Source organism: Ilumatobacter sp. (assembly GCF_049588435.1).
Classification (GTDB): Bacteria; Actinomycetota; Acidimicrobiia; order Acidimicrobiales; family Ilumatobacteraceae; genus Ilumatobacter_A.
This window is the reverse complement of sequence record NZ_JBAVYV010000448.1, coordinates 1-14,280: the sequence shown is the minus strand read 5'-3', so window position 1 is coordinate 14,280 and position 14,280 is coordinate 1. Positions and strand designations below refer to the sequence as shown.

Sequence of the window (14,280 nt, the reverse complement as noted above, 5' to 3'; positions counted from 1 at the left end):
GTACCTGGCGTGGGCCGTCATCGGCGCGGCGATGGCGGCAACGCTCTACGAGCCCGCAATGGCGGTGCTCGTCGCCCTCGATCCCTCCCGCCGCCACCGCACCCTCGCCGTGGTCACCGTCGCCGGTGGGCTCGCCAGCACAGTCTTCGCGCCCCTCACCCGATGGCTCATCGAGCTGTTCGGCTGGCGCGTCGCTCTTGCCCTGCTCGGCGTGGGTGGCGGTGTCGTGACCGCCCTGCTGCACGCGTTCGTCCTGCCATCAGCGCACGAGCACCCAATCGAGGAACCGGTCGCGCATGTTCCGGCACCGCCGATGGACGCGCCGCTCAGACGGTTGCGCAGCGCAGTGCTGTTCGAACAGGCGGCGATGATTGCGACCACGGCCTACCTGATCTCGCTGCTCCTCGACCGTAGCGTCGTGCTGGCAACCGCTTCGGCCGCACTGGCAGTCATGGGGCTCGGCAAAGTCGCCGGCCGCATCCTTCTGCTCGGTCCCATCGGACGACGCCCATCGACCACGCTTGCTGCGATGTGTGCCGCTGTCCAAGTCGTGGGTCTGGCATTGCCCCTCGCCGCCACCAGCAGCGCCGCGCTATTCGCAGCGATGTTCGTCGTGGGGTCAGCATCAGGTGCCACCACCGTCCTGAGACCGCTGATCGTCGTCGAACTCGTCGGCCCGGCACCGTTTGCTGCGACCAACGCACGCATCCAACGCAGCTCGACGATCGCTCGCGCCGGCGCGCCGTTGGTGCTCGGCGTCGCCGCCACAGTGCTCGGATGGGCAGCCTCATGGACCGCTTGCCTGGTGGCGTTCGCAGTCGCCGGCGGGCGCTACGTCGCGCTCGGACGCTCCAGTCGGGGCTGACCTGACGGCGCGTCATGCGCTCAGGACGCACATCGCATCCTGGGCCGTTCACAGCTCGTCTTCAAGGCGTACCCACCAAGAAAGGCACGCTTGTGAAACTCGGACTCGGACTCCCACACCTCGGACCTCTCGCCTCACCGGGCGCAATCCGCAGCGTCGCCATGACGGCCGAGGCGGTCGGCTTCGACTCGCTCTGGGCGATGGACCGACTGCTCGCACCGGTGACGCCGCGCACCCTGGCGTATCCCGGCAGCAGCGACGGAACACTTCCCGCAGCGCAACAGACCGTGATCGATCCGCTCGTTGCACTCACCGTCGCCGCCACCGTCACCGAACACGTCACGTTGGGCACCGACGTCCTCGTTGCACCGTGGTACCCCCCGGTTCTGCTCGGCCGCACACTGGCCGCCATCGATCAAGTCAGCAACGGTCGCCTCGTGGTCGGGCTCGGTCTCGGATGGTCCATCGACGAGTTCGAAGCCGTCGGCGTCCTGATGACCCGACGCGGTCAACGCATTGAAGAATCGCTGGACGTTCTCTCGGCGGTATGGAGCGACGACACGATCGACATCCGAACCGCGCACGAACGCATCGCGCCCAGCGTCATGGGCGCCAAACCGATCCAACGCCCGCGTCCGCCGATCCTGCTCGGCGCACACAGCGACGCCGGACTCGAGCGCATCGCTCGCCGGGCCGACGGATGGCTGCCATTCGGCCTACCACTCGACGACATCGAACAACAGTGGATGGGAATCCAGCGCCTCGCCGAGCGATCCGGCCGCGATCCGGCCGCACTCCAACTCGTCGTGCGTGCCGACCCCCAAGTCGACGCCAAACCCGGCGGGCGCCACCGCACAGCGTTCACCGGCAGTCTCAGCGAAGTGACCACCGACATCGAACGCGTCCAAGAGATCGGCGCGACCGAGCTGATCCTCGATTTCCACACGAGCGCTCGCACCGTCGATGACATCATCGACTGGGCGCTGTGCCTCACCCAGCCGACCCGGGCTGCGGCGTGACCCGGACGCCACCCAGCGTCCTCTGATCGTCGGGCTCGAACCCGAAGGTCGAACTTGTTGTACCGATGTTGTGCGAGCAGGCAGATTGGAACGTCAGAGGCCCCTCCCGGCAATCCGGAAAGGGCCTCTGATCTGGTATCTACGTTGGTGGCGGGGGCAGGATTTGAACCTGCGACCTTCGGGTTATGAGGCCGAGACCCGAAGACAACGCAACCCCAGGTCAAAGCACAATATGCCTGCTCAACCGTGGTTTTCTCCTCCCCGCTGTTCCCCTCTACTCCCTTACATTTACCGGGGTGCTGGTACATGATTGGTACATGAAGTCCGCACAGCATCGACCGCTCTCGGTGACAACCGGCTCGCTGAGACAAGGATGCAGCGATTGCCGGACGACGGAGCCACAAGTCGCACGACGGCCGTCGCGTCTCACGGCACGTCGACCGGTGACCACAGCGGGGTTGGCTTCACTCACAGTCCGATCGTCATCTCGTCGTACTCGTCCTGGTCGTACGGGCGGGGGTTCGAGCCGTCGATGCTCCACATCCTTCGGGATGCGTTCAACAAGTCACCGTGGTACACGTGCAGCGACAGCGGACGGTCCGCGGATCGGTACTCGACGGCATGGATGACGTCGGACTTCATGTGTCCGACCGCTCCCTCGGCGCTCGTCGTGCTGCCAGCGCGCCGAACGGACCCGTCGTCGAGTTCTCGGTACCAGACGTTGGTCTCCTGCCCCTGAAGCACCAGCGTCGACACCGCAACCGTGTGCTCGTGCGGGCAGAACCGGACGCCGGGAGCGCCCGACAACAGGTACACCGTGCACTCGGGCTCGTGATGCAGCAGGCGTTCAGCGACACCTTCGGGGACGGCACACCAGTCAGGGGTCGCCTGGACTGCGATCTTGCGGAGTATGGCCTCGGTCGCCTCGACCGGAGCGCTGTCTTTCAACGCTTGCCGAATGTCGTCGATGAAGCCCTGGAGTTGACGGGACACGTCGACACCGCTCTGAGGGACGTCGGATCGGGGCTCGAATCTCGACGTCGATTCCTCCATCCAATGAGGCCGACCCATCCCGCCGTGGACGGCCGCTGCCTCCCGAACGAGTCTGCGGATGACGTCTCCGGCTGATTCCTGACGTGCGAGCGGCGCAGCCTGACCGGCCCACATCGCCGCAGTGGGCCGGTCGGCAACGTCGGCCGAGCGGATCCCCGCCGTCACTGAGAACTGGATCGGGAAGTCAGTCGGCGGAGCTTCGGCTTCGAGTGCGACGATGGCGTCGGTGCGGATCGCTCGAGCCGGTCGGCCGGACAATGCGGAGGTGACCACGGTGTCGTGACCCGAGCTCTCGAGAATCGCACGTCGATGTCCGGGAGCGACGGCTGCCTCGTCACACAGCAGGAACGCTGTGCCCACCTGCACTGCTGAGGCGCCGAGCGCCCGTGCGGCGACCAGCCCGCGACCGTCCGCAATCCCGCCTGCCGCCACGACCGGAATCTTGACGGCGTCCGCGATCTGCGGGACGAGCGCGAACGTCCCGACCGCTGCGGCATCCATCGCTGGGGCGAACTGACCGCGATGCCCTCCGGCCTCAGCCCCTTGGGCGATGACGAAGTCGCACGATGCCTGCTCGACGGCCACCGCTTCGTCGGCGGTCGTGGCGCTGACGCCGATCACGATTTCACGCTCGTGCAGTGCAGCCACCGTGGCTGGATCCGGGACCCCGAAGTGGAAGGTGACCACAGACGGGCGCTCGTGAAGCGTCATCTCGAGCATGTCGGGTCCGAACGGCTCGAACGGTGCGTCGGTCCCAACCTCGACGGCGACTTCGAGCGTGCGAGCGACTCGCTTCGCGCCGGCGAGCGCTGCGACGTCACGAGCTCTCGTGCGCGGCGGAGTGTCGTGCAGAAAGAAGTTCACGTTGAGGTGTCGAACACCGAGAGCGTGAGCTTCACGGATCTGTCGGCGCGCATCGTCGACGCCGACCGTGCCGAGACCGAGTCCGCCCAGTCCCCCTGCATCGCTGACCGCAGCTGCGAGTCGGGGAGTCGCGGAGCCGGCCATTGGGGCCTGGACGATTGGTACGGCGATCCCGACCAGGTCGAGGAAAGGCTCCTCGGGCGCGCTGGTCGGCGATGGCTGTGGTGCGGCGTTCTGGACGTTCATCGATCAGTTCCGACTCCGTGTGAGATCGTACGCGAGGTGGCCGACGAGGTGGTCGGCGAGCTCTGCTGCGTCGCGGCCGACGCCGTCGAGGAAGCTCGACTTGCGCCGTCGCATGAATGGCAGACCGAGGACGTAGAGGCCGGCCAGCGGCAGGACGCCTCCGTCGTGGATGAGACGCCCCTTGTGATCGAGCAGGCTGGTGTCGAGCCATGGGTAGATCGGTCGGAAGCCGGTTGCCCAGACGATGGTGTCGATCGAGCGCAGGTCCGTCTCCAGCAGCGGTGGTGCCGAAGTGGTTGGGTTCGGCCGCGTCGATTCGGCGAGTTCGGCATTGAGGCCGTGAGTGGCGGCGTACTCGTCGAGCCGGTCGAGCAGTCGCCGCTGTTTGAGGTCGGCGGAGGTGCACATGTTCGCGAACGAGCCGGAGAACTGCGCACGGTGACCGCTGCGGCCGACGAGGCGGCCGGTGAGCGTGACGCCGTAGGCGGCGACGGTGGTGAGGTCGAGATCGCGTCGCTCGGGCGAACCGATCAGTTGGATCGACGCCAATCGTCGTGCCCGTTCGAGGTCGTCGACATCGTCGTACCGCTCGTCGAGTTGACCGATGGTGTCCATCCACCAGTGGATGTCCATGCCGCGATACGTCCGTGGCAGTCGGACATGGTCGCCGACGGCCAGGGTGACATCGCGACCGGAGCGACTGAGTTCATCGGCGATCTGCAGCCCCGATGCGGACGCCCCGACCACCAGGACACCTCCGTCGCCGAGTTGCGACGGATTCCGGTATCGGATCGGCGTGATGTGATCTATGTGGATGGGCATGTCCCCGGCGATCGCCGGCAGATGAGGGTTGCTGCACGCTCCGGTCGCCATGACGACAGCGCGAGCGGACCACGGTCCGTCGTTGGTGTCGACGACGTGCCGGCCGCCCGTGCCGATGATGCGGGTGACCTCGACGCCGCAGTGGACCGGGGCATCGATCGACGCCCGGTAAGCATCGAGATAACCGGCGACGTCGGTGGCGGACATATATCCGTCGGGATCGTCGCCCTGGTACGACCAGCCGGGAAGACGGGCGAGCCAGTTGGGGGTGAGCAGTCGGAGTGAGTCCCATCGTTCGGTCCGCCACGAGTTGGCGGTGTCGCCACGCTCGAGGACCACGTGGTCGATCGATTGGCTGGAGAGGCACCGGCTCATTGCCAGGCCGGCTTGTCCGCCGCCGATCACGACGACATCAATGGTGCGTTCGGGATTCATGGGACTCACTCCGTGCTGGTGGTGTCGCTCAGCCGAGCTCGACGACGATGCCGGTCGGGTTGGCCACTGCGTCGAAGACGGCGGAGCGCTTCTGGGACTGGGCGATGACGGCTTCAATCTCGTCGCGGGTGGCGTCGGCGTCGATCTCGAAGCGGACACGAATGCCGCCGAAGCCGTTGCGTACATCGGCGTCGATGCCCAAGATGCCAGCGACGTCGAGCGCACCTTCAACGGTCGACTTGACCGAGCGGAGCTGGATGCCGCGGTTCTGTGCGACCGATGCGACACCGGCGGTGAGGCAGCCGGCCAGGCCCATCAGAACCATTTCCGGAGGGGTCGGGCCGTTGTCCTCTGATGCGAAGATCCCGGGGTGGTCGGTGTCGACGCTGTACGGCTGGCGGTGTGCCTGGTTGTCTCCGAGGCCGAAGAACTCATTGACGGTGCTGCGGCTGTGCGTGCCGTTCACCCACTCGTTGGCGGCGGTGAAGGTGAACTGGGCTGCTTCGCGAGCTCCGCTCAGCATCTCACGAGCGCCGAGCAGCGCGTCGACGTTCACGCCGTTGTCGGCGGTGTTGTTCTGGGTGTCGGTGATCGTCATGTCATTTTCTCCTTGTTGGTTCCCGTCTGGCGGGTTGTTGTGTGTTGGGTTCCACCGTGGCGGACCAGCGAAATCGATGCTTGGAGGTGATCTGGAGAAGTTGTGAAGACTGACCTCCACGCCGCCTCCAAGACTCCGGCGACGACGATCGCCAATGTCGATGGCATGACGAACATCGACACGACAACAACCACCACCCGCCCCACCACGAGCCCCGCGGCACTGCCGATCGGTCACGACTGGGAGACAGCCGGAGCCGCATGGGGCCGACGAGCCGTTGACTGGGCCTGCCTGTTCGAGCACTACGCCACCGACGTGATCCACGCGATCTTCCCACGCGTGGGCGTCGACCGTGGCAGCTCGGTACTCGACATCGCCTGTGGTTCGGGGCTGGCAATCCGCCTCGCCGACGGAATGGGTGCAGCAACAGCCGGGATCGACGCCGCAACCGACCTCATTGCGATCGCTCGCGATCGTGCGCCGAACGCTGACCTGCGAGTCGGCACCATGTTCGACCTTCCCTGGAGCAACGAGTCGTTCGATTCGGTGACCTCCATCAACGGGATCTGGGGCGGTTGCGACGGGGCGCTGATCGAGGCGTTCCGAGTGCTCCGCCCCGGTGGCCGGATCGGGATCAGCTTCTGGGGGCACGGACACCTGGACCTCCGCCCATGCTTCAAGGCGTTCGCCCTCAACGCTCCCGAGTCGCATCTGAACGGCATGCGCTGCACCAACAACATCGCTCGACCGGGAGTGGCCGAGCAGATGCTCGAATCAGCCGGTTTCGAGGTGTCCGAGCGCGGCAGCCGCATCTCCACGCTCGAGTGGCCAGACGGTGAGACCGCGTGGCGGGCCATGTCCAGCTCCGGACCCGCTGTTCCCGCGCTCGAGCACGTCGGCGCCGATGTGTTGCGCCCCCAGGTGCTCGACGCACTGGCAGGCATCAAGGACCGGCGCGGGATCTATCGATTCCGCAACGACCATCAGTTCGTCATCGCCCGCAAGCCCGACTGACCCGCAGCCACGACACCGCCCGCACCGCACTCACACGAACGACGACCCGACATGATCATCGTCAGCAATCGCCACAACGGACCCCCGCATTCCGCCCACGGCGGTGTCGCTGCCGGCCAGATGGCCGCGCTGGTCGACGCCGAATGCGCCGTGGTTCGATTCCACGCTCCGCCACCTCTCGAGAAGGCGCTGGTCGGCATCGCCCGGGTGCTCGGGGCGGTCGAGATACTGGTCGGATCACAGCACGTCGCCACCGTGCGCCCCTCCCCGGCATGTCGAACCCACGCTGCCGTCGTCGATGAGGCAGGCAGGCATGTCGCCGTCGCCGGAGCGACCTGGATCGCCGTCCCATCGGCATCGATCGCGGCCTCATGATTGACGCAGCAGAGCCGCTTCAGCCGTCGATCCAGGCAAGCCCCTCCGCCGCAGCGACGGTCATCTCGATGGGTGTGAAGACATCGGACCCCGCGTCGTGCTGTTCCAGCTCCTCGCGCAACCGGCGGTAGAGCACGGTCGCTTGGAAGCTCTGCGTCGGGTGCGGCGAGTCGCGAACTGCTTGTACCCACCTGCGGCTGAGCGCATGCTCGCCGGAACGAAAGGCAAGCACGGCTATCGGAATGAGCAGATCAGGGAACGGCGTGTGCCCCGGCCGGTCGAGGCGGTCGTGGAGGGCGACGCACACCCGGCGGCATTCCTCATGTCGGCGGGCCGATGCGAACAGTGTCGCTGCGACGAGTTGGTTCGCCCACATCGGGTGTTGTCGCGAGGGCATCGACATCATGTCGTCCGTCAGGGCCAGCGTCGCGTCTGGATTGCTGAGACACAGAATCGAGCTGTACGCAGCCACGGCGACATTGAACGGGTAGCCACCGCGATCCTCGGGCCCCATGTTTTCGATCAGTTCCCGAGCGAGCGCAGACGCCTCGTCGTAGCGGCGACTCAAGGCGAGCATGAAGGCGCGATAGCCGTCGGCGAACGCTCGGGCGGCGCGGTCGCCCACGGTGTCGGCGTCGGTCGCTGCAGCGACGGTCAGTTCGAGCGCTGCGTCGGGGTCGTCGAACACGACGCTCCAGGACCGGAGCACACGCGTGTGCGACAGCAACAGGCGGTTGCCCGAGGCCTCTGCGGCGAGCAGCGCGAGGCGGCCCTGCTCGTCGATCACGGCGGGCGCTCGCGTCGCCATCCCACACATCACGCCGACGAACCTCAGCCGAGCCGTAAGCCCCGCGTCATCGACCGTGTGCACCACCGAATCGAGCCGCTGGAGCGTCTCGGCGGCTCGGGGACCCGAGTCACAGTGCATCGCGAAGGCGGTCGCAGCGACCAGTTCCGCAGCCTCGCTGGTGCGTCCGGCCACCGTCAGGTGTCGCTCAGCGGCGCGCAGGTCATACGGGTGCGATGCGCACCAATCGCTGAGCGCGAAGCTGAACAGTCCGTCAGAGGGCCCACCGACGGTGACGTGCAGACACCAGTCGGCATGACCGTCGCCGGCACGCCGACGATCATCGGGGTCGCCCTGCTCGCGCACGCGCAGCTTCACGGTTTCGAGCAACCGGAATCGCGATCGGGCGCCTTGCTCGCGGACGATGAGCGAGAGATCCAGGAGCCGTCGCAGCGCATGGACGGATGCAGCGGCGTCGTCCAGGCCGACAGTCTCCCCGATCACCCCGTCGAGATCGGAGTGATCGAACGACGACGGGAAGACGCTCACGATCAACAACAGTGCGCGTTCTTCGGTGGTGAGGTTCTCGAGGGTGTCGTCGAGCACAGCGAGGAGGCTGACGTGGCGATTGGGCTGACGCGTCGTTCGAACGAGCAGCTCGAGGCGGTCGTCGAGCCGGGCGGCGAGTGCCGGGAGGTCGAGCCATTGCAGCTGCGCGGCGGCCAGTTCGATCGCCAGCGGAATCCCGTCGAGGAGCCGGCAGACCTCGGCTGCTCTCGGTAGGTCGCTGTCGGGGACTCGCAGCCCGAAGCGGCGAGCCGAGCGGACGAACAGGTCGACGGCCGGCCCGGTCGCTGCACCAGTCACGGGCAGCGGCTCCACGAAGTGCCTGCGCTCGTCGACCAGCTCGACCGGGACGCGACTGGTGACCAGAAAGTGCGGAGCGGCCGTGCCTTCGAGCAACACATCCAGGAGCGCGGCCACCTCATCGACGAGGTGCTCGACGTTGTCGAGGACGATCAACACGTCACGGTCCGCCAACAATGCAACGATCTGGCTCCGGGTCGACCCTGCACCGATCGCCAACCCCGTGGCCGCGGCGAGCGCGCCGTCGATTTCTTCACCATGCTCGATCGGCACGAGATCGATGAACGCGACGCCATCGTCGAAGCGCGTCGCCATCGCCCGAGCCGCCGCAATGGCCAGGCGGGTCTTGCCTGCACCCCCGATGCCCAGCAGCGAGACGAGACGATCCTCGCCGAGTGCGGCGACGATCTCATCGATGTTCTCGGCCCGGCCGAAGAGCGGCGTGCGTTCAGCGGGGAGCGCTCCACCGCCGGTCGCCCTGTCGACGGGGCGTTCGGCGCCTTCGAACCGGTACCCCTTTCCGTGCACCGTCTTGATGTAGTGCTGGCGGCGGCCATCGTCACCGAGAACCTTGCGCGCTGACTTGATACGGCTGGTCAGCGCGGACTCCGACACGAATCGGTCGCCCCAGATCTCATCGAGCAGCTCCTCTTTCGGAACGAGCCTGCCGGCGTTGCCCACCAGGTAGGCGAGTACTTCGAAGACCTGCGGTTCCATGGGGATCGGACGACCGCCCTGCCGCAGCTCGTACGCCGTTGTGTCCACCTCGAAGGAGTCGAACTCGACGATCATCGACCAAGTCTGTCATCCACGAGCAGCTGCGTCGGCCTCCACGAGTCCTCCAGCCTCCCTCCAAGACTCGGCGGCCGAGCTGCTTCACAATCGAGATCATCACCTCGCCACGAAGGAGCCCGACATGACGATCACTACACCATCCCACGCCAACGACCCGGCGTCGTCTGTTGATCTCCAGGAATCCTCCCGCTCACCATCAAGTATCGACCGACCATGCATTTCAGGATGGATCCCGACACAACCACACGAGCCAAGGAGCCATCCCATGACCATCACCACTACCCCCACCCCCGCCGACATCGACCGGAACGCACCCCACAGCGCATCGCTGTCGGGATACATCGCAGCGGTCGAGTCAGAAGGGAGACGGTTCGCCCGCGCCGCTGCGATGAGCGAACTCGACCTCGCAGTTCCCCCGTGCCCAGGCTGGGTCATGCGTGACCTCGTTCGCCATCTCGGGGAGATCCATCTCTGGGCCGCAGCAAACATCGTCGCACCCAAGCCGAGCTGGCTGCAGGTCGATCAGCTCGGCGATCTCCAGCAGTATTGGCCGGATCTCGCCGCTGCATGGCCGAGCGATGCCGAACTGATCCCCTGGTACCGGGCAACCAACGCAACACTCGTCGATGTTCTGCAGAGCGCTCCGCTCGACGTACAGGCGTTCACCTTCCTGCCGGCACCGACGCCGCTCACGATGTGGGCGCGACGCCAGGCCAGCGAGATCGCGATCCACCGCTTTGATGCCGAATCGACCCAGCGCATCGTCTCCCACTTCGACGCAGGCTTTGCCGCCGACATGCTCGATGAGCTGATCACCGGGTTCGCGCCGCACTATCGGAGCGACGCCGTCACCGCAGTACGGATCCTCCAGGTCGTCGCCGCTGACGTCGACGAGCAGTGGTGGGTGACGATCGGTCCGGACGGCATCACGACCGCTCGGACCGGCGGCCAGCCCGATCTCACCGTCACGGGTTCGGCTGCAGAGCTGTACCTCCTGCTGTGGAATCGGACGCACGATTCGACTGTCCAGCTGGATGGCGACACTCGGTTGATGGACGCGTGGCGCCACCTGTGCCAGGTGGTGTGGTCCGGTGGGTGAGCGCTCCGACATTCGCACCGGCGCCACCTCCGCACCGGTCCACCACGACCGGAAGGACGGATTGCAGTGATCTATTCATTTGGTGACATCGAAGTCGACACCGCAAGCGTCGAGGTCCGAAAGCGAGGCGAGCGCGTGCACGTCGAGCCACAGGTCTTCGACGTCCTGTGCTACCTGATCGACCACCGTCAGCGAATGGTGACCAAGATCGAGTTGTTCGATCAGATCTGGGGCGGTGCGTTCGTCGGCGAGGCGGCGCTCACCTCGCGAATCAAGACCCTCCGGCAAGCCGTCGGCGACAGCGGTCGGGAGCAGCGCGTGATCCGCACGGTGCACGGCAAGGGCTACCAGTTCGTCGCCGAGGTGGACGAGCGCCCAACGACCCCGCGCCGCTCGAGCGACGCCGACGGGAAGGACCCCGCCTCATCAACGTCGGTCACGTCGCCGACGGGGACCGTCACGTTCATGTTCACCGACATCGAGCGTTCGTCGTTGCTCTGGGAGCGGCACCCCGAACAGATGACCGTTGCCGTGCCCCGGCACGACGCACTGCTCCGACAAGCCATCGACGAGTACCGCGGCGTGGTGTTCGCAACCGGCGGCGACGGACTGTCAGCGGCCTTCGCCCGTGTGAGCGATGCCGCCGACGCGGCGCGCAAGATCCGCGCCGCGCTCGACTCCGAAGCCTGGCCGGAACCGATCTCGCTCGAGGTGCGGATCGGACTGCACACCGGGGAGGCATTCGAGGTCGACGGCGACTATCTCGGAACCACCGTGAACCGCGCCGCCCGCGTGATGTCGATAGCCAACGGTGGACAGACGCTTCTGTCCGATGTGACCGCCGGAGTGCTCAACGAGCGAGGCGACCTGACTGACGTCGGGATCTGCCGGATCGACCCCGCGATGCCGCCGATGCGACTCTGGCAACTCGGTGGCCCGACGTTCGCGCCACTACTCGGCTCGGTCGCACCCGCTCCCCCGCTCATGCGTACGCCGCTCATCGGCCGCGATGCCGATCTGGAGGGCGTGATCGACGTCATCAGTCGGTCGAGGTTGACGTCGATCACCGGGCCAGGCGGTGCTGGCAAGACCACCCTGGCACTCGCAACGGCAAACGCCGTCCTCGCCTCCTTTCCAGCCGGGGTCGTCTTCGTCGAACTCGCTGCGGCCAGCGACGCCGACAGCATGCGCAGTGCGGTTGCCGAAGCTGCCGGCATGCGAAGCGCTGCCGAAGCCGACCCGACAGCGCTCGCAACACACCTTGCGCGCCACGCGATGCTGCTCGTTCTCGACAACTGCGAGCACCTGCTCGACGAATGTGCCGAGTTCGTCGACCTCGTTCTCGACACCGCGCCGGATGCCCGGATCCTGACGACGACACGCGAACAGCTCGGCGCGGATGGCGAGGTGACCTTCCCGTTGCTTTCGCTCGGCGGGTACGCAGCTGACCTGTTCGTCGCCCGGGCCTCCGCCGTGGTCCCTCACCTCAAGATCTCCGTTGACGATCCGCGAGTTGCCGAGATCTGCCAGCGGCTCGATGGGCTCCCACTCGCGATCGAACTGGCTGCTGGTCAGCTTCGACACCTCGGTCTCGACGAACTGCTCGACCATCTCGACCACGGTCTCGACATGTCCAAGCATCGGCGATCGAGGGGTGGCGAACGCCACGTCTCGCTCGACAAGACGATCGCCTGGAGCTTCGATCGCCTCGATGACCAGAGCAATGACCTCATCCTGCGCCTCAGCGTGTTCCCTGCGAGCTTCTGTCTCGCCGGAGTGCATGCGGTGGGTTCCGGCGACCCGGCATCGATCCTCGGCTCGATCTCCGACCTCGTGGCGAAGAGTCTCGTGGTTCGACGCGTCGACACCGGACGTTTCCAACTCCTCGAAACCATTCGCGCCTTCGCTGCTCGGCGACTCGAGAACACCGGTGAGACCGACGCCGTACGCGAACGGCTGCGTCTGCACGTCGTCGATCGAGCCCGAAGCTCATCGCGCTGTGATCGTTGGTTCTCCGGCAGCAACGCCGCATCATTCCGAGCCGACCTCGACAACGCCGGCTTCGCCTTCGACGAGTCGATCCGCACCGGTCGGATCAGCGACGCCTTGGAGATCGTGATCGACGGATCGTTCCTGTGGCGCAACGCGATGAATTGCTCCGACGGCCGTCGATGGATCGCCGAACTGAACGCACAACGTTCGTCGCTGAACGCCCGCGACGCGACCTGGCTGGCGATCATGCGGATCGATCTCGGCCAAGGCACCGCCGACCACGATGCCGTCTCGCGTGCGATCACCGCTGCACTCGCCACCGCACACGACGCCGATGACGACTCGGCGCTCGCCATCGTGCTCCACTTCGATGCGATCAACCGCATCGTCGTCGATCCGATCGATGCTGCTGCCCGACTCGGACGAGTTCGCGACATCGCCGAATCAACTGGCGAGCGCCGCCTCGTCGATCTCACCAGAGCCTTCGCCGCACTCGCCACCGTCGCCGGTGGCGACCACGAAGCCGGCACCGCGAGGGCTCGCGAAGCGGCTGGCAAGGTGTCGGGAGACGGCTACGAGGTGTTCATCGCCAACTGGGTGGCCTGGGTCGCACACCTCATCTCCGGAGACGTGGAGCGGCTCCGCTTCTGGACGGACCGTCAGCGCGAGTACCTCACCCGAATCGGTGTTGGCGAGACCTGGCTGACCGTCCACAACATGGCCCTCTCCACCGCAATGGAGGGCGGCGAGGTACACGAACGCTTGTACCAGGCGCGAGCGCAGGCCGACCGAGAAGATCTCGATTCAGCGGCCGACACGGTGCTGGCCCTCGCCGTGATCGCCCGCGTCGATGGCCGACCCCGCGACGCCGCACACCTGCTCGGTTCCATCGCCGGACAACGGTTGAACAACGTCGCGCACTATGTGTTGTACCGGGCGACATTCGACGCGCTCGGTAGCGAGATCACAGCGAAAGCACGCGACCAACTCATGCAGCAAGGCCGCGAGCACACCGTCCACGACGTGCTCGATGCACACGGACTCCCGATCAACGCCTAGGCAACGGACCAAGGCCGCTGCAAGTTCGACGTGGCGCAACGACGCTACGTCTCATCACAGCCGAATCGGCGACCATCGGGCCAAGTGCCCGCAGCGAGCCCACTATCAGGCACAACCGAAATCACCGGGCCGGCGCAGACCGTGTTTGGTACATAGTTGGTACATCCGCCGCCAGTCTGGGCCCTGCGGCAACAAAAAAGGCCCTGGCAGATCAGGCGATCTACCAGGGCTTTCGTTGGTGGCGGGGGTAGGATTTGAACCTACGACCTTCGGGTTATGAGCTGGCTCGGGGTGGTGTCGGGCTGTGACGGGTTGTGATGGATCATGCCGTCTAGCTGGTGTTTCGCGTCTTCTCGATCACGGGCTGTGACGGCCCGTTTCGGCCCGTGA

10 protein-coding genes are annotated in these 14,280 nt (G+C 66.2%); 6 read left to right on the top strand and 4 right to left on the bottom strand.

What is annotated here, in order from left to right; translation table 11 throughout:
- Positions 1-865 (top strand): MFS transporter (locus WBV89_RS17290; protein ID WP_423982583.1); only part of this gene is annotated, 865 nt, incomplete at its 5' end.
- A 92-nt stretch (positions 866-957) separates the two neighbouring features.
- Positions 958-1,884: a TIGR03619 family F420-dependent LLM class oxidoreductase gene (locus WBV89_RS17285; protein ID WP_423982582.1), complete on the top strand. Its 927-nt coding sequence runs from the start codon at positions 958-960 to the stop codon at positions 1,882-1,884.
- Between the two features lie 468 nt (positions 1,885-2,352).
- Here the strand turns inward: WBV89_RS17285 and WBV89_RS17280 are convergent, their stop codons facing one another.
- The 3 genes from WBV89_RS17280 to WBV89_RS17270 are packed head-to-tail and all read right to left on the bottom strand — an operon-like array spanning position 2,353 to position 5,902.
- Positions 2,353-4,047: a nitronate monooxygenase gene (locus tag WBV89_RS17280; protein WP_423982581.1), complete on the bottom strand. Its 1,695-nt coding sequence runs from the start codon at positions 4,045-4,047 to the stop codon at positions 2,353-2,355.
- Between the two features lie 3 nt (positions 4,048-4,050).
- Entirely contained in the window at positions 4,051-5,304 is a 1,254-nt protein-coding gene (locus WBV89_RS17275; protein ID WP_423982580.1) for an NAD(P)-binding domain-containing protein, read from the bottom strand.
- A gap of 28 nt (positions 5,305-5,332) precedes the next feature.
- Complete coding sequence (locus WBV89_RS17270) at positions 5,333-5,902, bottom strand: OsmC family protein (protein ID WP_423982579.1); 570 nt, start codon at positions 5,900-5,902, stop codon at positions 5,333-5,335.
- 165 nt (positions 5,903-6,067) lie between these two features.
- On the opposite strand from WBV89_RS17270, the gene WBV89_RS17265 reads away from it, so the two are divergent.
- On the top strand, positions 6,068-6,916 hold the full coding sequence (locus tag WBV89_RS17265) for a class I SAM-dependent methyltransferase (RefSeq protein WP_423982578.1): 849 nt from the start codon (positions 6,068-6,070) through the stop codon (positions 6,914-6,916).
- A gap of 51 nt (positions 6,917-6,967) precedes the next feature.
- Positions 6,968-7,291, top strand: a complete 324-nt coding sequence (locus WBV89_RS17260) for a hypothetical protein (protein ID WP_423982577.1) — start codon at positions 6,968-6,970, stop codon at positions 7,289-7,291.
- A gap of 19 nt (positions 7,292-7,310) precedes the next feature.
- Here WBV89_RS17260 and WBV89_RS17255 read toward each other — a convergent pair whose 3' ends face one another.
- Positions 7,311-9,737, bottom strand: coding sequence for a winged helix-turn-helix domain-containing protein (locus WBV89_RS17255; protein WP_423982576.1), 2,427 nt, complete (start codon positions 9,735-9,737; stop codon positions 7,311-7,313).
- 268 nt (positions 9,738-10,005) lie between these two features.
- Between WBV89_RS17255 and WBV89_RS17250 the strand changes: the two genes are divergently transcribed.
- A complete protein-coding gene (locus tag WBV89_RS17250; protein ID WP_423982575.1) occupies positions 10,006-10,839 on the top strand; it encodes a maleylpyruvate isomerase family mycothiol-dependent enzyme in 834 nt (277 codons plus the stop codon).
- Positions 10,840-10,905: 66 nt separating this feature from the next.
- Positions 10,906-13,890, top strand: coding sequence for a winged helix-turn-helix domain-containing protein (locus tag WBV89_RS17245; RefSeq protein WP_423982574.1), 2,985 nt, complete (start codon positions 10,906-10,908; stop codon positions 13,888-13,890).
- The last annotated feature ends 390 nt before the right edge of the window (positions 13,891-14,280 follow it).

Coding starts and splice junctions, on each gene's coding strand:
- WBV89_RS17280 (WP_423982581.1), bottom strand. CDS start 4,047: ATGAACGTCCAGAACGCCGCACCACAGCCATCGCCGACCAGCGCGCCC.
- WBV89_RS17275 (WP_423982580.1), bottom strand. CDS start 5,304: ATGAATCCCGAACGCACCATTGATGTCGTCGTGATCGGCGGCGGACAA.
- WBV89_RS17270 (WP_423982579.1), bottom strand. CDS start 5,902: ATGACGATCACCGACACCCAGAACAACACCGCCGACAACGGCGTGAAC.
- WBV89_RS17265 (WP_423982578.1), top strand. CDS start 6,068: ATGACGAACATCGACACGACAACAACCACCACCCGCCCCACCACGAGC.
- WBV89_RS17260 (WP_423982577.1), top strand. CDS start 6,968: ATGATCATCGTCAGCAATCGCCACAACGGACCCCCGCATTCCGCCCAC.
- WBV89_RS17255 (WP_423982576.1), bottom strand. CDS start 9,737: ATGATCGTCGAGTTCGACTCCTTCGAGGTGGACACAACGGCGTACGAG.
- WBV89_RS17250 (WP_423982575.1), top strand. CDS start 10,006: ATGACCATCACCACTACCCCCACCCCCGCCGACATCGACCGGAACGCA.